Source organism: Paraburkholderia sp. USG1 (assembly GCF_031570135.1).
In the GTDB taxonomy this organism is placed as follows: Bacteria; Pseudomonadota; Gammaproteobacteria; order Burkholderiales; family Burkholderiaceae; genus Paraburkholderia; species Paraburkholderia dioscoreae.
Map to the genome: position 1 here is coordinate 58484 of NZ_JAMWXW010000017.1, position 19209 is coordinate 77692.

Consider the following 19209-nt stretch of genomic DNA (forward strand, 5'->3'; position numbering starts at 1 on the left):
AGGCATGCAATTCGACAAGCGCGCCTGGCTCGACCGCATCAAGCGGATGTTTGCGGGCTTCGACCGTCCGCTCGCGCTGATCGTGTTTCTGCTTTTGTGCGTAGGCATCGTCACGCTGTACAGCGCGAGTCTGGACGTCCCCGGCCGCGTGGAAGACCAGCTGCGCAACATCATGCTGACGTTCGTGCTGATGTGGGCGCTCGCCAATGTTCCGCCCACTACGCTGATGCGCTTCGCGGTCCCGCTGTACACATTCGGGATCGCGTTGCTGGTGGCGGTGGCGCTATTCGGTCTCACGCGCAAGGGCGCGAAGCGCTGGATCAATGTCGGCGTGGTGATCCAGCCTTCGGAAATCCTGAAGATCGCCACGCCGCTGATGCTTGCGTGGTACTACCAGCGCCGCGAAGGCGTGATGCGCTGGTACGATTTTCTGGTCGGTCTGCTGATTCTCGCGTTACCGGTAGGCCTGATCGCCAAACAGCCCGATCTCGGTACGGCCGTGCTGGTGTTCGCAGCCGGCTTCTTCGTGATTTACTTCGCGGGCCTGAGTTTCAAGCTGATCGTGCCGGTGCTGATTGCAGGCGTGATCGCGGTCGGCTCCGTCGCCGCCTTTCAGGACAAGATCTGTCAGCCCGAAGTGCAATGGCCGTTGATGCACGACTATCAGAAACACCGCATCTGCACCCTGCTCGATCCGACCTCCGATCCGCTCGGCAAGGGCTTCCACACCATCCAGGCAGTCATCGCGATCGGCTCGGGTGGTCCGCTCGGCAAAGGCTGGCTGAAGGGCACGCAGGCGCATCTGGAGTTCATTCCCGAAAAGCACACCGACTTCATCTTCGCGGTGTTCTCCGAAGAGTTCGGACTGGCGGGCGGCATCGTACTGCTCACGCTGTACATGCTGTTGATCGCGCGCGGGCTGTATATCGCGGCCAATGGCGCGACGCTATTCGGACGTTTGCTGGCCGGCTCGCTGACAATGGCGTTCTTTACCTACGCATTCGTGAATATCGGCATGGTGAGCGGCATCTTGCCGGTGGTCGGCGTGCCGTTGCCGTTCATGAGCTACGGCGGCACGGCGCTGACCACGTTGGGGGTCGCCATCGGCCTCATCATGAGCGTCGCGCGGCAGAAGCGGTTGATGCAGAGTTAGCGCGGCGGGCCGTCGGCGAACACGAACACGGCCCGAAACAAGGCGGCGAAAGCAGAAGAGGCGCACCATCACCACGGAGTGAACTGCACCCCAAAGGTTGGATCGGTGTCCAACCTTTGGGGTGCAGTTCAGAGCGCCCCTTTCATTTACTGCGGCTTCACTTCCTTCTGGTCCCGCAACTGCGCGCTGAGTTGCTGATACTTGAGTCGCGCCGCCGGATCGCCCTGCGCCGCCGCGGCAGCGTAATAGGCGCGCGCCACGTTGAGATTCCTGTCCACGCCGTCGCCGCCGCGCTCGTAGAACGAGCCGGTCACATATTGCGCGGTCATGTCGCCGCCTTGCGCCGCCTTCTTGTACCAGACGAACGCCTGCCTGTTGTCGCGTTCGGTGCCGCGTCCGTCGAGGAACTGATTGGCCAGCGCCAACTCCGCCTGCACGTGGCCTTGCTGGGCCGCCTTCAGAAACCAGCGGTGCGCCTCCACTGGATCGCGGCCGACGAACTCGCCGTCGTCGTACATCTTGCCGTACACGTATTGCGCGTGCGACATGTTGGCGTCCGCAGCCTTGCGCAGCCATTTCTTGCCTTCATCGACATTGGCCGGGGTGCCTTCGCCGTTGAGCAGCATCATCGCGTAGTTGAACTCGGCGAGCCGGCTGCCACGCTCGGCGGCCTTGCGGAACTCGGCCAGCGCCGCGCCGAGATTGCCGGCGTTGTAGTCGGCGACCGCGGTTTGCGTCTGCGGATCGTCCGACTTCGCGACGCGGTCCTGCGCATACGCCGCCACATTCGCCATCAACGCCGCCGTAACCACCAGACGCACCGCGACGCACTGCACCATCCCCTTCATGACCTCACCTCCTGCAATGCCTGGCGAGTCGCGCGCAACATCCACATGACGTCGGCGGCCAGAGCGATAAAACGAAAACCGGCGTCGCGATGCTGCTTTGCGCTCGCGACATCCATAGCAAAAATACCGGCGGCGATGCCCGCCTTATCCGCGGCGCTGACGATGCGCGCCATCGCGGCCTGCACGTCGGCGTGCTTCGAATCGCCGAGATGACCGAGGCTCGCGGCAAGGTCCGCCGGTCCGACGAACAGGCAATCGACACCCGGCGTCGCCGCGATCTTTTCCACTTCCTGCAAGCCGCGCGCCGACTCGATCTGCACGATAGTCGCGATCTGCGCGTTGGCGGTCTGCACGTAATCGCGCCGCATGCCGTAGGCCGCGGCCCGCACCATGCCGGCAACGCCGCGCTCGCCGTCGAGCGCGCCGGCGGTCGGATATTGCGTGAGACGCACGGCGCGCGCCGCTTCGTCTGCGGACTCGATATTCGGGAACATCAGCGTACGCGCGCCAGCATCCAGCACACGCTTGACGAGCCACGCCTCGCTGGCCGGCACGCGCACCACCGGCTCGCTCGGTAGATGCGCGGCGGCGATTGCGCGCAATTGCGAGGCGACGTCGCCGCTATCGTTCGGCGCGTGCTCCATGTCGATCAGCAGCCAGTCGTAACCGGCGTGCGCGAGCGCTTCGGCCGCGGCATCGCTGCCGAGCGAGAGCCACAGGCCGAACAGCGGCTCGGTTTCCTTGAGGCGTTGCTTGAGGGGATTGGTCAGGCTGCTCATCGCCGCGCTCCTTGGCGGCGATGACATGCGCCGCAAGGCGCAATGCCGGCGTGATGGGCTAGAGAAAGACAAAGACAATGGCTCAGGCCGTGGCGGCCTGGATGCCTGCTGCGACGCAATGCGATGACCGGCATGTCTCGCTCCGTGTGGTTATCGGAGCGATCATACCGTGACAATAACGCGAGGGTTGGACGGTCCCCGAGGGGATTTCCTGCGGGAGTGCGGCGGCGCTGAGGTCTAGTCGCGGACCACGTCGGCCCAGCAGTTCGGCGTCTCGTACAGACGCAGCTTATGCAAACGGAGATTCACGCCGTAGTGGGCATCGTAGACGTTCGCGAGAATGTCGAACGCGACGGCGGCAAGGTTTTCGACGGTGGGAATACGATCGAGCACGACCGTCTTGTGCCCGACCATCGTCTCAAGGAAACCGCGCACTTGCGTGTCGCCTTCATAGACCAGAAACGCATGGTCCCACCTGTCGACCAGATGCTCGACGGCGAGCGACTTCACGTCGGCGAAGTCCATCACCATGCCGCGGTCAGGCGCGCCTTCGGTGTCGACCAGATCGCCTTGCAGCGTGATTTCGAGCACATAGCGATGACCGTGCAGATTACGGCACTGGCTGCGGTGATCGGGAATGCGGTGACCCGCGTCGAATTCGAGTTTTCGTGTAATCGTCAGCACGGCAAATCAGGGAATGTTCAGATACTTGTGGGTCTGCATCGACAGGCGCCATTGCGGATGGCGTTTGCACCAGTCGATCGCGAGCTTGGTGTTGATGTCGCGCGACGGGCCGTCCATGGGCTGGACGAGGAAATACTCGAAGTCGAGCTTCGCATACTCGGACAGGCGCTGGTTGTCCTGCGGGATCACGACCTTCAGTTCGTTGCCTTTGGTCACGACGAGCGGCGCGTCGGCCTTCGGGCTCACGCAGATCCAGTCGATCGTCTCGAGCACCGGCAGCGAGCCGTTGGTTTCGATAGCGATTTCAAAGCCGGCGGCATGCAGCGCGTCGACGAGCGGCTGGTCGATCTGCAGCATCGGCTCGCCGCCCGTGCACACCACGAAACGCTCGCCCTCGCCTTGCGGCCATTGCGACGCGATCATCCGCACCAGATCTTCAGCCGTGCGGTACTTGCCGCCGTTCTCACCATCGGTGCCGACGAAGTCCGTATCGCAGAAGCGGCATACCGCCTCCGCACGATCTTCCTCACGGCCCGACCACAGGTTGCAGCCGGCGAACCGGCAGAAGACGGCCGGACGCCCGGCATTCGCGCCCTCGCCCTGCAACGTGTAGAAGATTTCCTTGACCGCGTAAGTCATGCTGCTTTCTGCCCTGTGTTCCTGAAAATTATTGCCTGAGTCGTTGCCTGAGCCATGTGCTCGAACTTCGTGCCCCGAGCCGCGCCGGTGCGGGAAACGTCAGACTGGCTCGGTGACCTTTTCACCGGCCAGATACGCTTCGTAGCCGCGCTTGCGCAGGCGGCACGCCGGGCATTCACCACAACCGAAGCCCCACGCATGCAATTCCGCGCGTTCGCCGAGGTAGCACGTATGCGTCTCGACGCGCACCAGTTCGACCAGTTCAGCGCCGCCGAGCTCGTGCGCGAGGCGCCAGGTGTCGGCCTTGTCGAGCCACATCAACGGTGTTTCGAGCAGGAAGCGCGTGTCCATGCCGAGGTTCAGCGCGACCTGCAACGCCTTCATGGTATCGTCGCGGCAATCGGGATAGCCCGAGAAATCCGTCTCGCACATGCCGCCGACCAGCACCTGCAAACCACGCCGATACGCAATCGCCGCAGCGATGGTCATGAACATCAGATTGCGGCCCGGCACGAACGTGTTCGGCAAACCGTTGGCCGTGGCTTCGATCTCGATCTCGCGCGTCATGGCCGTGTCGCTGATCGCGCCGAGTACCGACAGATCGATCATATGGTCTTCGCCGAGGCGCTCGGCCCATGCCGGAAATGCGCGCGCGACGGCGTTGCGAAACCCCTCGCGGCATTCCAGTTCGACGCGGTGCCGCTGACCGTAATCGAAGCCCAGTGTCTCGACCGTTTCATAACGTTCGAGCGCCCAGGCGAGGCACGTGGCGGAATCCTGGCCGCCGGAAAACAGCACCAGAGCGCTACGTTTAGCGTCTTTGCGGATCACCGTGAAACTCCGTGAATGAAGAGTGCCACGTCGCGCTGCGCGAGGTGCGCCATGCAAGCAACGCGGCGCGACGCGTACCGGCACTGCTGCCGGCCCAAAGCAGTATAGGCCGCGCCTTCCGCATGCGGAGTCGCTGGGCGCTTATACCGTTGATCGTCGGGCGAAGGGTTCGGTGCTGGTGGCGGCGTTGCCGCGCGGCACTCAGGCGACGCACTCACGTGCAAGTCCTTGAACTGGCGCGATTTTATCATGCGGCGCCGAATACCGCCGGGTGACCCTTGCCGCGCGGCGCGCACAAGCCGAAGCAACGGACGCCCACCATGCCTACCCCAATAGGGACGCAGAAAGGAAAAGCCCCAGGAATCTTGCGATTTCCTGGGGCTGAATCCTGGTGGCCTGGGACGGAATCGAACCATCGACACGCGGATTTTCAATCCGCTGCTCTACCAACTGAGCTACCGGGCCAACGAAGAACGAAATAATATCAAAGGGTCAGCAGTGGGGCAAGCCCCTTGTCGAAAAAATGTGTGAGCGCGGAATCTTCTGCGAAGGGAACGCCGGCTTCACTTGCGCCTGTCGGAGACCTCACTCACCCTTGTTTTTGCCGAGATCGACGCCGAGTTGCTTGAGCTTGCGGTACAAGTGTGTGCGCTCCAGCCCGGTCTTCTCCGCGACCCGCGTCATGCTGCCGTTCTCACGCGCGAGGTGATATTCGAAGTACGCGCGCTCGAACGCATCGCGCGCGTCGCGCAGCGGAATATCGAACGAGATCGAGGCCGTTTGCGCGGCCAGCGCGCCGCTGCCGAGGCCGTCGGTGGAGAGCATCGGCAATGCCGCCGCCGAAGCCACCGCCGAAGCGCTCACCGGCAACACCGGCTTGGCGGCCGCGCCGCCCGGCGCACCCGCCGCGTTGCCGCGCGCGAGGCCCTGCTCGACGGCCTTCAGCAACTTCTGCAAGGCAATCGGTTTCTCGAGAAAATTGAGCGCACCGATCTTGGTTGCTTCAACCGCTGTATCGATCGTCGCGTGACCGGACATCATGATCACCGGCATGGTGAGTTGCCCTTGCGCCGCCCACTCCTTGAGCAAGGTCACACCGTCGGTGTCGGGCATCCAGATGTCGAGCAGCACCAGGTCGGGCGCCTGGCGCAAACGGAACTCGCGCGCTTCCTGCGCGTTTTCCGCGGCCTCCACGACATGCCCTTCGTCGCTCAGGATCTCCGAGAGCAATTCCCGGATGCCCATTTCATCATCTACCACCAGGATGGTTGCCATTTACGCTGCCTTTGTCTGCACTGTTGCTTTTGTCTTTCCCTGCGACGCACCGCCGTGCGCCGGACGCGGCCCTGTTCCGGGCGTCGCGGCATCGTCTGCCAGTTGAAGGAAGAGGATCGAAATCTGCGCACCCTCGATGACATCGCCCGCTTTCATACGATTGCGGATGTCAATGCGTGCGCCGTGTTCGTCGACGATCTTCTTGACCATCGCAAGACCCAGGCCCGTACCTTTGGCCTTGGTCGTTACGTAAGGTTCGAATGCACGTGTGAGGATACGCGCGGGGAAGCCCGGTCCGTTGTCCGACACGGTCAGACGCACCGCGACACGCACTTTGCCTTCCGCGTCGGGGTCTCCGTATTCTACTGTCCTCGTCTCGAGCAACACACGCGGATGCTCGAGGTCCGCCACCGCATCCTGCGCGTTCTGCAACAGGTTGTGAATCACCTGACGCAATTGCGTCGCGTCGCCGCGAATGGCGGGCAACGCAGCGAGCTCGACCTGGATCGCGCCTTTGCCTTCTTCGATACCGTACAGCGTGAGCACTTCACTGACCAGATCATTCAGTTGCAGATGCGCGAGCACCGCCGGCGGCGTGCGCGCGTAGTCGCGGAAATTATCGACCATCTGCTTCATGGCGGCGACCTGGTTCACGATCGTGGTCGCGCCGCGCTTGAGCACATCGGCGTCGGACGGCGACAGCTTGTCGGCGAGCTTCATCTGCAAACGCTCGGCGGAAAGCTGGATCGGCGTGAGCGGATTCTTGATCTCGTGCGCGAGCCGTCGCGCGACTTCGCCCCATGCGATCGATCGCTGCGCGGAGATCACGTCCGAAATATCGTCGAACACGACGACGTAGCCGGACGTCTGCATGTCTTCCGCGTCGCGATCCGTTGCCGAGACGAGCCGCGCGCCGCGCACGAGCAAGGTGAGCGGCTCGGTTTCGCCCGGCACCTGCACCGAAAACTGCTGCTGCCAGTGGCCGCGATCGTCGTGACCGTCGCCGCTCGCCGCTTCGCGATCGGCAAAAGCCTTGCGGACCATGCCGCCGAATTCGCTCAACACGCCGATCTGATCCAGCGCCGAACCCATCACGGCCTGGAACGGCTGACGGAAAATCCGCTCGGCGCCGCGATTCGCGGTGGTCAGCCTGAACTGCCGGTCGAACACGAACACGCCCGCGGTCAGGTTCGCGAGAATGCTTTCCAGATACGCCTTCGAATGTTCGAGCGCAATGCGGTTGTTCTCGACGGCCGCACGCGCCTCGGACAACTGCCGCGTCATCGCGTTGAACGACTGCGTGAGAAAGCCCAGTTCGTCACGCGATTTGATTTCGCGCTTCGGCGTGTAGTCGCCTTCCGTGATTTCCTTGGTGCCTTGCGCGAGCAGAAACAACGGCCGCGCCAACTGATTGCCGAGCGCCAGCGCCAGCATCATCGCAATGAAGGTGGCGAGAAAGAGCGCAAGCGTCAGCGTGCCAATGTACATCTTGCGCAAACCCGTGCGGCCGAGCGCCTTTTCCTGATACTCGCGGTACGCGCGCTGCACCGCGTCGGCATTGCGCGCGAGCGTGGGCGACACCGGCTGCGTGAGTTGCAGGAAGCGTTCGGTGGGCTGCAGCAGCGAGGCGTTCGAGTCGGGAATGCGTTGCACCACGCGCAGACGCAGCACGCCCTTGCTGCCATGCGCGTGAGGATCGCCGTCCACTTCGCCTTCGATCGCCGCATAGCCACGGCCGCGTGCCTGGTCGATCATCAGCGGCGTGGGGAGGTCGTTCGGCACGAGCGTTGCGTAGTTGCCGGATGCCTGCGCGACCACGTGCATATCGGGCGTCGCCCCCGACATGCTGCGCGTGGGTTCGACGATCGTTGCATCCTGCACGCCGAACTGATCGCGCAGACGCAGCAGCGTGAGCGTGGTGCCCGCGGCATCCGCGCTCGCGAGCTGCTCGGACATCAAACGGCCCTTGGTCTGCAGATCGGACAGCGACGCGTCGAGCATGCCGCGCCCGAGATTCAGACCGGACGTGAGCGCGGTTTCGACGTTCACATCGAACCACGACTCGATACTGCGCGACACGAACTGATACGACACGACGTAGATGATCCCGCCCGGCACCACACCGACCAGCGCCATGAAGAACGCAAGTTTCGCGAGGAGCCGCGTGCCGAACTTACCCTTTCTCAGCCGCGCGATGATGATGATGACGAGCGTCGCCACCACCAGCAAAAAGATCATCGCGACCGCGAGATTGGCGGCATAGAGCCACTGGTAATAGCGGTCGAAGAATTCGGTGTTCGCGCTGGCGGCGGCCAGCAGCACGAGCAGCAACACGGCCGTGACCGCGACCGTCGACACCAGCACGCGCACGACGATGCTGCTGACACTGGTGGCGGAGCGCACTTTATTTAGCACGTTCGGTCACCGTAAAGGTAAAGCGCTTCCATTCGGATGCGAGATTCCAGTCGCGGTTGTTCACCGCGTCGATCTGGAACGGCTTGGGCATCAGCGCGATGTCGAGTTGCATACGCACCGATGCGGTGTAGTTCTCCCCGGCGTGCACGTCATTGCGGTCTATCACATGCCACGACGTGATGTGCTTGATGACCGCGAGCGCATCCTTGAGCGTGGTGAAGCCGAGCTGCAAACCGCCGGATGACACGCTCGACACGCGGTATTCGCGCGTGAGCGGCTGGAACGACAGGCGAATGCTTTGCGACACGCTCACCGGCTGCTCGTCGAACCAGTACCAGCGCGGCCGGCTCAATTCGAAGTCGGTCGTGAAATAGAGCGGGATACCTTTATTGACCGCGTCTTCGAGGTTGCTATTCAGGTCGAAGTCGAAACGGGCGTCGAGGTTCCAGCCGGTGTTGTCGGCTTGCAGCGACGCACGCTGCACCGCGATCGAGTCAGCGTGCGCCACGCCCGGCGCCGCCAGCCATACGGCCAGCGCAATCCAGAGCACGGTAGCGAGCCGAAGCGGGAGGAAGCGTTTGATGGTCACCGTTTCTGGAAGCGCGCGTAGAAGAATCCGTCGTGGTCTGAATTCGCGCCGGCGCTGTCTTCAGCGGATTGTCCGGCATGGGAACCGGCCGATGTGTCGGCGGGCGCGCGAGCGACTGAAGGCAACAGCTGCCCCGGCGCGTCCAATCGTACCGCATCCTGATACTTGTTTCCAAACCACTGCGCCTGCAACTCGCCTTCTTCGGGAAAGATCGAACACGTAACGTAGAGCAACTCGCCGCCTGGTTTCACGAGCGGCCACAGCGCGTCGAGAATGCGGCGCTGTTCGGCGACGAGCGCGGGAATGTCGGACGCGCGGCGCAGCCAGCGAATGTCCGGATGGCGCCGCACGATGCCCGACGCCGAACACGGCACGTCGGCCAGAATGCGGTCGAATGGCTGGTCGATGTCGTCGTGCCACTTCGCGGGCGCGCCGGCGTCGCCGATCCGCACTTCCGCTTCGAGCTTGAGGCGCTGCAGATTTTCGCCGATACGGCGCGCGCGCGCGGCGTCGCTTTCGAGCGCGACGAGCTGAAGGTCGGCCAGTTCGAGCAAATGGCCAGTCTTGCCGCCGGGCGCCGCACAGGCGTCGAGTACGCGCATGCCGTCGCGCACGCCGAGCAGTTGCGCGGCGAGTTGCGCGCCGGCGTCCTGCACCGAAACGACACCGTCGTTGAAGCCCGGAATGCGGTCTACCGGCATCGGCGTGGCGAGCTTGACGGCATAGTCGCCGCCCTTGCTTGCGGCAATGTGATGGTTTTGCAGCACTTGCAGGTAGGCGTCGACTGTCGAACGGCGCGCGTTCACGCGCAGCGTCAGCGGACCTTGCGTATCGCCGGCAGCGAGCACCGACTGCCATGCGTCGGGCCATGCGCGCTTCACCGCATCGATCCACCAGGCGGGGTAGTTCCAGCACGCCACTTCGTCAGTTTGCGCGGCGCTCAACAGCGCTTCGCGCTCACGCAGAAAAGTGCGCAGCACGGCATTGACGAGCCCCTTGGCGAACGCGAATTCACGACGCGCGGCGATCGCGCTCACCGCCTGATCGACCACCGTGAACGGCGCGTAGGCAGCGTTCGCTTCGTCGTCGATAAGCAAGGCCAGCGAGCAGGCGAGCACATGACCGACGTGCGGCGGCGGCGCCTTTTTCACCAGCTTCGCGATTAGCCACTCGGCGGTCGCCAGACGCCGCATGGTGCGGTACGCAATGTCCTGCACCGCGCCGCGCGCGGCCGCGGCGCTACCCTCCGGCGCGGACACGAAGACGGATTGCAGCGCGGCCGGCAAGGCCGCGCCCAGACGCACGGCGCCGACAGCCTGGCCCGCGCAGTCGAGCGCGAAACCGAGCGATTCGGGCGCGAGATGCAGCATCGACAAACGGGATTCGCGCGGACGCGCCGGTGAGGAAGCAGTACGCGAAGAAGGCTTTGTGGTCATGAAGAAGGCTAAGGCAGGCCGCGCGGAACGCGCGACGCAATCAGCACACATTGTAGCGTGGCGCGGTGCACGGACCGCCACGGCCAGCCGGCAGCGGCTGGAGCTGGCCTTTGCACATGTGCGGCAAGCGGGAAAGGGGGAAGCTCTAGCGCAGGTTCGGCTATGCGCTGACAACCCTCAACCGTCGTGAAAACAATTGATGGTCAGGTGATCCGGCGCTGCCGCCGCTCGTTCGCTTGCCCTTTGTGTTCCGCAAAAAAAGGCGAGCCCTCAGACTCGCCCTCCTGAACGCCGCGCTGTGTTATCGCGGCGTTATTCGAAGCGCCCCGTGCGCGCCATTTCCATCAAACGTGCGATGCGTTCCTCGGTAGCCGGGTGCGTGGAGAATAGATTCGCGATACCACCGCCCGCCAACGGATTCATGATCATCATTTGCGCGGTGGCCGGATGCTGCTCGGCGGTGGGAAACGGAATCCCGCTCGCGTAACGGTGGATCTTGTCGAGCGCCGAAGCGAGCGCCTGCGGGTCGCCGGAAATCTGCGCGCCGCCGCGGTCGGCTTCGAATTCACGTGCACGCGAAATCGCCATCTGGATCAACGCACCGGCGATCGGCGCCAGCAGCGCGACCGCAATGCTCGCGATCGGGTTCGTAGGCCGACCGTTTTCGTCGCGCCCGCCGAAGAACATCGCGAAGTTCGCCAGCGCGGAAATGGCGCCGGCCATAGTGGCCGAGACGGTCGAAATCAGAATGTCGCGATGTTTCACGTGCGCGAGTTCATGCGCCATCACGCCGCGCATTTCGCGCTCGGACAATACACGCAGAATGCCGGTGGTCGCAGCAACCGCCGCATGCTCCGGATTGCGGCCGGTGGCGAACGCGTTCGGCGCATCTTCATTGATCAGGTACACGCGCGGCATGGGCAGGCCGGCGCGCATGGAAAGCTCGCGCACCATGCGATAGAACTGCGGCGCGCTGGTTTCGTCGACTTCCTGCGCGTTGTACATGCGCAGCACCATCTTGTCCGAGAACCAGTACGAAAAGAAATTCATTCCAAGGGCGATCACGAGCGCGATCGTCATGCCGCGCGACCCGCCGATCATCCCGCCGATCACGATGAAAAGGGCCGTGATCGCGGCCATCAACATCGCGGTTTTGACCCAATTGAACATGTCTGCAACTCCTTGCCCTAACGCGGGGTTCATATCTGCGCCACATGATCGCGGCGCCTGATTGTAAGCGAAACGTTAGATATGGGCGCGCGAGGAAAATTCAATCATCTCGATGCAGTGGCGAGCTTGACACCCAAGCCGACAAACGCGCCGCCGACGCCGCGGTCCAGCCACTGCTTCACCGACGGCCGCCCGGAGAAGCGCCGCGTCACACTGCCCGCGACCCACGCGACAAGGCTGTTCCACAGCGTGCTCATCACGACGAACACGGTGCCCAGCGTGAGGAAGGCGAGCGCTTTGTGGTCGCTGCCGATCGCCACGAATTGCGGGAAGAACGACACGAAGAACAGCACCACCTTGGGGTTCAGCACGTTGGTCCAGAAGCCTTGCAGGAAAAGCTGCCGCAACGACTTGGACGCACCGGCCGCGCGCGCTTCGCCCGCCGCCTGGTCGGCGGCCGGTTTGGCGAAAATCAGCCGCACTCCAAGATAGATCAGATAAATAGCGCCGACGAACTTGATGACGGTAAATGCGGCGGCCGACGCTGCCAGCAGCGCGGTCAAGCCGAACGCACAGGCCAGCGAGTGAACGCAGCAACCCGCGGAAATGCCGAGCGCCGACATCAGACCCGCGCCGCGGCCTTGAGCGACGCTGCGACCAACGATATATGCCGTGTCCGGACCGGGCGTCACGTTCAGAAGAAAGACCGCGACGACGAAAAATTCGAAATGGGTGATGCCGAACATGGGAATCCTTGAAATGCGGGATGTTGCACGGAGGATTCTAACGCGCGGCCGGCTTGTCCAGCGGGGCTTGAACATCGGCCGAATGGACGATGTTCGGGTCATGCGCAAGCGTGTTACTTTGCTTCGGGAAGTTGAAAGCGTTGTCCCACGGCCAGCGCCGAGCCGGCCAGGAATTCGCGCACCGGCAGGCGTTTACCGCCGGGTTTCTGCAGTTGCGTGAGACGCAGCGCGCCTTCGCCACAAGCCACGACCACGCCTTCGGGCGTGACCTCGGCAATCGTGCCGGGCGCGCCGCCGGCTTTTGTATCGGCAGGAATCGCGCCCCAGATCTTGATCGACGTGCCGTCTTCGAGCGTGCCGACGCCGCCGGGGAACGGGTCGAACGCGCGCACCTGGCGAGCGAGCACGGCCGCCGGGCGGCGCCAGTCGAGCGCGGCTTCGTGCTTGCCGATCTTTTCCGCGTAGGTGACGCCGTCCGCAGGTTGCGGCGTGGCCGCCAGTCTGCCGGTGCGCTCCAGTTCGATCAGCGCCTCGACGATCAGCTTCGCGCCGTCTTGCGCGAGACGGTCGTGCAGCGTGGCCGTCGTGTCGTCGCCGGAAATCGCCGTGCGCGTTTCGGAGATCATCGCGCCGGTGTCGAGGCCGACGTCCATCTGCATCAGCGTGATGCCGGTTTCGGCGTCGCCCGCTTCGATCGCGCGATGGATCGGCGCCGCGCCGCGCCAGCGCGGCAATAGCGACGCGTGAATGTTGATGCAGCCGAGCGGCGGAATATCGAGCACTTCCTGCGGCAGAATCAGACCGTAAGCGGCCACTACCATGACGTCGTGCGGCGTGGCGCGCAGTTGCCCGATCGCGGCGGCGGCTTCCTCAGGATACTTGCCGGCGCGACGCAGCGAAGGCGGCTGGGCGACGGCGAGTCCATGCTCCTGCGCGTAGCGCTTGACCGGGCTCGTCTGCAGTTTCATGCCGCGTCCGGCGGGCCGGTCCGGCTGGGTGAGCACGAGCGGCACCGGAAAACCGGCACCGTGGATCGCGGCCAGCGCGGCCGCGGCGAACTCCGGCGTACCGGCAAAGATGACGCGCAGCGAATGACTCATGAACGGGGGCGGTAGGCGAGGTGAACGCGCATTACATTGCGTGGGCGAGCTTCTTCATCTTGCTCTTGATGCGCGTCTGCTTCAGCGACGACAGGTACTCGACGAACACGCGGCCCATCAGGTGATCCATTTCGTGCTGGATGCACACCGCGAGCAGGCCTTCGCAGTCCATCTCGAAGGTTTCGCCCTTCTCGTTGAGCGCCCGTACGCGCACTTTCTCCGCGCGCTCGACATTGTCGTAAATGCCCGGCACTGAGAGACAGCCCTCTTCGGAAAGCTTTCTTTCGTCGCTCGACCAGATGATTTCCGGATTGATGAAGGCGAGCAGTGCGTTGTGGTCGTCCGACACGTCGATCACGATCACACGCTCATGCACGTCCACCTGGGTCGCGGCGAGGCCGACGCCTGGCGCGGCGTACATGGTTTCGGCCATGTCCTTGACGAGGCGGCGGATGCGGTCGTTGACCGCTTCGACCGGCTTGGCAAGCTTGTGCAGCCGTTTGTCCGGGTAATTGATGATGTTCAGTAAAGCCATGATTTCGAGTGTGATTTTCAGGCGCCGCTGACCGGTGGAAGGCTCGCGTTGGCCATTCGGCCAGGTTGTGGGCTCATCGTATTACGCACAGGATAGATGGTGTCGAACCGGTTCGATTCAACGCGCCACATGCGCTAGACGACGAGCCCGCGCGGGTGGGCGCGGCGCTGCAGTTATTTCGGATGATAAAAATTTTAGCATGGCGCCCGCCTGCCCGCTGGCCCAGTAGGAGGATCGACACGCAATGCACACCTTGCCTGCAACCGACATTGAACTCGCCGCGTGGCTGCGGCTTTCACTCGCGCCAGGGCTGAAACCTGCGGCACTGCGCCTGCTGCTGTGCGCTTTCGGACTGCCTGAAGCGATCTTCGATCAAGCGCCCGAGGCACTCGCCGCGATTGCCGGCGACGCCGCAGCACGCGCGGCGCTGGCGCCGACCGGCCCCGAATTCGACGCCCAACTCGACGCCGTGATCGCGTGGCGTGAGCAACCCGGCAATCAGATCGTGACGCTCGACGACCCCGCTTACCCGCCGGCGCTGCTGACCATGCCCGATCCACCGCCCCTGCTATATATAAAGGGACGCTTGAATCTGCTGCATACGCGAGCGGTCGCCCTCGTGGGTAGCCGCAGCGCTACCCCGCAAGGTGTCGAAGACGCGGAGCGTTTCGCACGGGAGCTCTCGGTAGCCGGCGTTACCGTCGTCTCGGGGCTCGCGCTCGGCATCGACGGCGCCGCGCATCGAGGCGGACTGGAAGGCGTCGGGGGCACCGTCGCCGTGATCGGCACGGGCGCGGACCTCGTGTACCCGTCGGCGCATCACGCGCTGGCGCGGCAGATCGCGGTACAGGGCGCGATCCTCTCCGAATGGCCGCTCGGCACGCCTGCGCGTGCCGCCAATTTCCCACAGCGCAATCGGCTGATTGCCGGGCTCGTCAGCGGCGTGGTGATCGTCGAAGCGGCGATGCGCTCAGGTTCGCTGATAACGGCTCGACTCGCCAATGAGATGGGGCGCGATATTTTCGCGTTGCCCGGCTCGATTCACGCACCGCTGTCGCGGGGGTGTCATCGCATCATCAAACAAGGCGCGAAGCTGGTGGAAACGCCGGACGAGGTGCTGGAAGAACTGGGTTTCACGCGGCGGGAAGCACCGCGGGCGGCTTCGGGTCCGGCGCATTCCATTCTCTGGAGCGATGCCGGTTCAAGAAAGGCGCCAGCGGTAAGCGGCGCGACAGCGGTTCGGCCGAAGCCGGCAACGGCGCAGACGGCAGCGGCATCTGCCGCCGACTCAGCAACCGCCCCGAACCCCGCGCCGCCCCGCCGACCGGTCGATCCCGAAGCCGAGCGCCTCCTCACCGCACTCGGCCATTCACCCACCACGCTTGAAATTCTCGCTATCCGCACCGAGATGGAAGACGCGGCCCTGCAAAGCACTTTGTTGCAACTCGAACTTGCCGGTCAGGTCACCGTGCTGCCCGGCGGCCGCTTCATGCGGGCAAGCCACGGCTGACCCCGCATTGACCGGATTCGGCGACCATTCGGGATCGGCCATGCTACATTCGCGCCAAAGCACCTGACAAAAGTACGTAAGGAACCACCATGCCCGCGCTGAATCTCGACACCGACCAAGACCGGATCGCCGAGCGCGTCAACGAATCCGAGACGCTGTTCGTTGCCTGCCTGTGCGCGGAATGGTGCGGAACCTGCCGTGAGTATCGGGACGCGTTCGACAAATTAGCCGACCGGCACCCGGAAATCTGTTTCGCATGGATCGACATCGAAACTCATGCGGACCGCTTCGACGATCTGGATGTGGAGAATTTTCCGACCATACTGATCGAAGATTCGGTTACGACGCGGTTTTTCGGCACCGTGCTGCCGCAGGCGGCGATTGTGGAACGGATGTTGTCTGATCTGACGGCCCTGCCCGGCGTCAGCGGCGCGCCCAAACTGCGGCCCGCGCTGACCGCCGCCTGATTCGGCCGCCGGCCTGGAAGCCAGGCAGCCCGGGCGTTGCGGGAGGCGCACAAGGCGTTTGCCGCCGCTTGCCCAATGCCTGAGCACGCAATTATGATGGCGCGCTTTATGGCACTTGAGACGCCGGTTTCGCGGCGTGTGCTATAAAGCGGTCGTTAATGGGTCGCAAAGGTCGCAAACGAGGGTCGCGCTGATTAAAAGCGCACTCACGGCCATCAACCCTGATCTACCAACCTCACATCGAGTCATGTCCAAAGCACTGATCATCGCCGAAAAGCCTTCCGTCGCGAACGACATCGCGCGCGCTTTGGGCGGCTTTACCAAGCATGACGAATACTACGAAAGCGACGAGTACGTCCTTTCCTCGGCAGTCGGCCACCTGCTGGAAATTGCCGCGCCCGAAGACTACGAAGTCAAACGCGGCAAGTGGAGTTTCGCCAACCTGCCCGTCATCCCGCCGCACTTCGATCTCAACCCGATCGCCAAGAGCGAGTCGCGCCTGAAGGTGCTGACCAAGTTGCTCAAGCGCAAGGACGTCGACCGTCTGATCAACGCATGCGACGCGGGGCGCGAGGGCGAGCTGATATTCCGCCTGATCGCGCAGCACGCGAAAGCCAAGCAGCCGGTGCAGCGCCTGTGGCTGCAATCCATGACGGCGGGCGCGATCCGCGACGGCTTCGCCCGTCTGCGCAGCGACGAAGAGATGCAGCCGCTCGCCGATGCTGCGCGCTGTCGCTCGGAGGCGGACTGGCTGGTCGGCATCAACGGCACGCGGGCCATGACCGCGTTCAACAGCAAGGGCGGCGGCTTCTTCCTGACCACGGTCGGGCGGGTGCAAACGCCAACGCTGTCGATCGTGGTCGAGCGCGAAGAGAAGATTCGCCGCTTCGTGCCGCGCGACTATTGGGAAGTGAAGGCGGAATTCGTCTGCTCGGCCGGCTTCTACGAAGGCCGCTGGTTCGATCCGAAATTCAAGCGCGACGAGTTCGATCCGGAAAAACGTGATTCGCGCCTGTGGTCGCTGCCCGCGGCCGAAACGATCGTCGCCGCGTGCCGTGGCCAGATCGGCACGGTGACCGAGGAATCGAAGCCGTCCACGCAACTGTCGCCGGCGCTCTTCGACCTGACCAGCTTGCAGCGGGAGGCCAACGGCCGCTTCGGCTTCTCGGCGAAGAACACCTTGGGCCTCGCCCAGGCGCTGTACGAAAAGCACAAGGTGCTGACCTATCCCCGTACCGACGCGCGCGCGCTGCCGGAAGACTATATGGATACGGTCAAAGAGACGCTCGGCATGCTCAAGGAGAGCAACAACTATCTGCCGTTCGCCAAGCAGGTGCTCGACAAGGGCTGGGTGAAGCCGAACAAGCGCATCTTCGACAACTCGAAGATCAGCGACCACTTCGCCATCATCCCGACACTGCAAGCGCCGAAGAACCTGTCCGAACCGGAACAGAAGCTCTACGACCTCGTCGTGAAGCGATTCCTGTCGGTGTTCTTCCCCGCCGCCGAATTCAAGGTGACGACGCGGATCACGGAAGTGGTCGGCCATCACTTCAAGACCGAAGGCAAGGTACTGGTCGAGCCGGGCTGGTTGCAGGTCTACGGCCGCGAGATCAGCGGCGAAGACGCGAACCTCGTGCCGGTGCAGAAGGACGAGAAGGTCAAGACGGACAAGATCGCCGCCCAGCAACTGGTGACGAAGCCGCCTGCACGCTACAACGAAGCCACCTTGCTGTCGGCCATGGAAGGCGCGGGCAAACTCGTCGAAGACGACGAGTTGCGCGAAGCGATGGCGGCCAAGGGGCTCGGCACGCCGGCCACGCGAGCGGCGATCATCGAAGGTTTGCTGGGTGAAAAGTATCTGATTCGCGAAGGCCGCGATCTGATTCCGACCGCCAAGGCTTTCCAGCTCATGACGCTGTTGCGCGGTCTCGGCGTGAAGGAACTGACGGCGCCGGAATTGACCGGGGAGTGGGAATACAAGCTCTCGCAAATGGAACGCGGCAACCTGCCGCGCGACGCGTTCATGCAGGAAATCGCCCGCATGACGCAGACCATCGTGAAGCGCGCGAAAGAGTACGACTCCGACACGATCCCGGGCGACTACGCGACCCTGGAAACGCCGTGTCCGAATTGCGGCGGCCAGGTGAAGGAGAACTACCGGCGCTTTGCCTGCTCGAAGTGCGAGTTCTCGATTTCGAAGATTCCGGGCGGACGTCAGTTCGAAATTCCGGAAGTCGAAGAGTTGCTGCGGAATAAGACGATCGGGCCGCTGTCGGGTTTCCGCAGCAAGATGGGCCGGCCGTTCTCGGCGATCCTGAAGCTCTCGTTCGATGATGAGATCAAGAACTACAAGCTTGAATTCGACTTCGGCCAGGATGCCGGCGGCGAAGACGGCGAACCGCCTGACTTCTCCGATCAGCAACCGGTCGGCGCGTGCCCGAAGTGCAAGGGCCGGGTGTTCGAGCACGGCATGAGCTACGTCTGCGAGAACTCGGTCGCCAATCCGAAAACTTGCGACTTCCGCTCCGGCAAGGTGATCCTGCAGCAGGAAATCGCCCGCGAGCAGATGGCCAAGCTGCTCGAAGAAGGCCGCACGGACCTGCTGACGAACTTCAAGTCGTCGCGTACCGGCCGGAATTTCAAGGCATTCCTCGTCAAGCAGAACGACGGCAAGATCGGCTTCGAGTTCGAGAAGAAGGAGCCGTCGGCGAAGACTGTTGCGAAGACGGCGGCGGCCAAGGCAGCGGCGGAATCAGCAGATTCGGAGTCCGAGGAAGGCGGAGCGCCGGTGGCGGTGAAGGCCGCGCCGGCAGCAAAGAAGGTTGCGGCGAAAAAAGCGCCCGCAACCAAAACGGCGGCAGCCAAGAAAGCGCCAGCCAGGAAAACAGCGGCGCGTAAAACCGGCTCGTAATCAAATCGGCGGCGGGAAGGAGATTCGCTTCCAGCCGCCTGGTTTGCTGCCTGCCACGAAAAAAGGCGCGGTCACTTTGTGACCGCGCCTTTTTCATGTGTCCCCCGGAAAGCGCCCT

17 protein-coding genes and 1 tRNA gene are annotated in these 19209 nt (G+C 63.5%); 4 read left to right on the plus strand and 14 right to left on the minus strand.

Translation table 11 applies throughout. The annotated features are described in order from the left end of the window. Window positions 1–4: 4 nt before the first annotated feature. Window positions 5–1153 carry a rod shape-determining protein RodA gene (rodA, locus tag NE850_RS22390; RefSeq protein WP_007179702.1) on the plus strand — a complete coding sequence of 383 codons (1149 nt, stop codon included), beginning with the start codon at window positions 5–7 and terminating at the stop codon, window positions 1151–1153. A 146-nt stretch (window positions 1154–1299) separates the two neighbouring features. Here rodA and NE850_RS22395 read toward each other — a convergent pair whose 3' ends face one another. The 14 genes from NE850_RS22395 to def form a co-directional block, all read right to left on the minus strand. Beyond that, on the minus strand, window positions 1300–1947 hold the full coding sequence (locus NE850_RS22395; protein ID WP_232064235.1) for a tetratricopeptide repeat protein: 648 nt from the start codon (window positions 1945–1947) through the stop codon (window positions 1300–1302). Between the two features lie 50 nt (window positions 1948–1997). Next, a complete protein-coding gene (locus tag NE850_RS22400) occupies window positions 1998–2780 on the minus strand; it encodes an HpcH/HpaI aldolase/citrate lyase family protein (RefSeq protein WP_007179704.1) in 783 nt (260 codons plus the stop codon). 237 nt (window positions 2781–3017) lie between these two features. Next, entirely contained in the window at window positions 3018–3464 is a 447-nt protein-coding gene (gene queD / locus NE850_RS22405) for a 6-carboxytetrahydropterin synthase QueD (protein ID WP_007179705.1), read from the minus strand. Between the two features lie 6 nt (window positions 3465–3470). Beyond that, window positions 3471–4103: a 7-carboxy-7-deazaguanine synthase gene (queE, locus tag NE850_RS22410; protein WP_007179706.1), complete on the minus strand. Its 633-nt coding sequence runs from the start codon at window positions 4101–4103 to the stop codon at window positions 3471–3473. A 99-nt stretch (window positions 4104–4202) separates the two neighbouring features. Continuing rightward, window positions 4203–4934 carry a 7-cyano-7-deazaguanine synthase QueC gene (gene queC, locus NE850_RS22415; protein WP_007179707.1) on the minus strand — a complete coding sequence of 244 codons (732 nt, stop codon included), beginning with the start codon at window positions 4932–4934 and terminating at the stop codon, window positions 4203–4205. 389 nt (window positions 4935–5323) lie between these two features. Next, window positions 5324–5399: transfer RNA gene (locus tag NE850_RS22420), tRNA-Phe, on the minus strand. Window positions 5400–5519: 120 nt separating this feature from the next. Then, window positions 5520–6209, minus strand: coding sequence for a response regulator transcription factor EsaR (gene esaR / locus NE850_RS22425; RefSeq protein WP_007179708.1), 690 nt, complete (start codon window positions 6207–6209; stop codon window positions 5520–5522). Then, on the minus strand, window positions 6210–8624 hold the full coding sequence (locus NE850_RS22430) for a PAS domain-containing sensor histidine kinase (RefSeq protein WP_007179709.1): 2415 nt from the start codon (window positions 8622–8624) through the stop codon (window positions 6210–6212). Then, on the minus strand, window positions 8614–9213 hold the full coding sequence (locus NE850_RS22435; RefSeq protein WP_310699420.1) for a DUF4390 domain-containing protein: 600 nt from the start codon (window positions 9211–9213) through the stop codon (window positions 8614–8616). The genes NE850_RS22430 and NE850_RS22435 overlap by 11 nt, the downstream gene beginning before the upstream one ends. Then, window positions 9210–10649, minus strand: coding sequence for a 16S rRNA (cytosine(967)-C(5))-methyltransferase RsmB (gene rsmB / locus NE850_RS22440; protein ID WP_310699421.1), 1440 nt, complete (start codon window positions 10647–10649; stop codon window positions 9210–9212). Before rsmB ends, NE850_RS22435 begins: the two co-directional genes overlap by 4 nt. Window positions 10650–10961: 312 nt before the next feature. Next, on the minus strand, window positions 10962–11819 hold the full coding sequence (gene htpX, locus NE850_RS22445) for a zinc metalloprotease HtpX (protein WP_165184246.1): 858 nt from the start codon (window positions 11817–11819) through the stop codon (window positions 10962–10964). A 104-nt stretch (window positions 11820–11923) separates the two neighbouring features. Continuing rightward, window positions 11924–12565, minus strand: coding sequence for a LysE family translocator (locus tag NE850_RS22450; protein WP_007179713.1), 642 nt, complete (start codon window positions 12563–12565; stop codon window positions 11924–11926). Window positions 12566–12678: 113 nt separating this feature from the next. Further along, complete coding sequence (fmt, locus tag NE850_RS22455; protein WP_007179714.1) at window positions 12679–13665, minus strand: methionyl-tRNA formyltransferase; 987 nt, start codon at window positions 13663–13665, stop codon at window positions 12679–12681. 31 nt (window positions 13666–13696) lie between these two features. Further along, entirely contained in the window at window positions 13697–14200 is a 504-nt protein-coding gene (gene def, locus NE850_RS22460) for a peptide deformylase (protein ID WP_310699422.1), read from the minus strand. A 244-nt stretch (window positions 14201–14444) separates the two neighbouring features. On the opposite strand from def, the gene dprA reads away from it, so the two are divergent. The 3 genes from dprA (at window position 14445) to NE850_RS22475 (ending at window position 19091) form a co-directional block, all read left to right on the plus strand. Beyond that, window positions 14445–15710: a DNA-processing protein DprA gene (gene dprA / locus NE850_RS22465; protein ID WP_310699423.1), complete on the plus strand. Its 1266-nt coding sequence runs from the start codon at window positions 14445–14447 to the stop codon at window positions 15708–15710. Window positions 15711–15799: 89 nt separating this feature from the next. Further along, a complete protein-coding gene (locus NE850_RS22470; RefSeq protein ID WP_007179717.1) occupies window positions 15800–16177 on the plus strand; it encodes a thioredoxin family protein in 378 nt (125 codons plus the stop codon). Between the two features lie 247 nt (window positions 16178–16424). Beyond that, complete coding sequence (locus NE850_RS22475) at window positions 16425–19091, plus strand: DNA topoisomerase III (protein ID WP_007179718.1); 2667 nt, start codon at window positions 16425–16427, stop codon at window positions 19089–19091. The last annotated feature ends 118 nt before the right edge of the window (window positions 19092–19209 follow it).

What these genes read in the sequence shown, in the direction of transcription:
- rodA (WP_007179702.1), top strand. Translation starts at nt 5, where the DNA reads ATGCAATTCGACAAGCGCGCCTGGCTCGACCGCATCAAGCGGATGTTT.
- NE850_RS22395 (WP_232064235.1), bottom strand. Translation starts at nt 1,947, where the DNA reads ATGGCGAATGTGGCGGCGTATGCGCAGGACCGCGTCGCGAAGTCGGAC.
- NE850_RS22400 (WP_007179704.1), bottom strand. Translation starts at nt 2,780, where the DNA reads ATGAGCAGCCTGACCAATCCCCTCAAGCAACGCCTCAAGGAAACCGAG.
- queE (WP_007179706.1), bottom strand. Translation starts at nt 4,103, where the DNA reads ATGACTTACGCGGTCAAGGAAATCTTCTACACGTTGCAGGGCGAGGGC.
- esaR (WP_007179708.1), bottom strand. Translation starts at nt 6,209, where the DNA reads ATGGCAACCATCCTGGTGGTAGATGATGAAATGGGCATCCGGGAATTG.
- rsmB (WP_310699421.1), bottom strand. Translation starts at nt 10,649, where the DNA reads ATGACCACAAAGCCTTCTTCGCGTACTGCTTCCTCACCGGCGCGTCCG.
- htpX (WP_165184246.1), bottom strand. Translation starts at nt 11,819, where the DNA reads ATGTTCAATTGGGTCAAAACCGCGATGTTGATGGCCGCGATCACGGCC.
- NE850_RS22450 (WP_007179713.1), bottom strand. Translation starts at nt 12,565, where the DNA reads ATGTTCGGCATCACCCATTTCGAATTTTTCGTCGTCGCGGTCTTTCTT.
- fmt (WP_007179714.1), bottom strand. Translation starts at nt 13,665, where the DNA reads ATGAGTCATTCGCTGCGCGTCATCTTTGCCGGTACGCCGGAGTTCGCC.
- def (WP_310699422.1), bottom strand. Translation starts at nt 14,200, where the DNA reads ATGGCTTTACTGAACATCATCAATTACCCGGACAAACGGCTGCACAAG.
- dprA (WP_310699423.1), top strand. Translation starts at nt 14,445, where the DNA reads ATGCACACCTTGCCTGCAACCGACATTGAACTCGCCGCGTGGCTGCGG.
- NE850_RS22470 (WP_007179717.1), top strand. Translation starts at nt 15,800, where the DNA reads ATGCCCGCGCTGAATCTCGACACCGACCAAGACCGGATCGCCGAGCGC.
- NE850_RS22475 (WP_007179718.1), top strand. Translation starts at nt 16,425, where the DNA reads ATGTCCAAAGCACTGATCATCGCCGAAAAGCCTTCCGTCGCGAACGAC.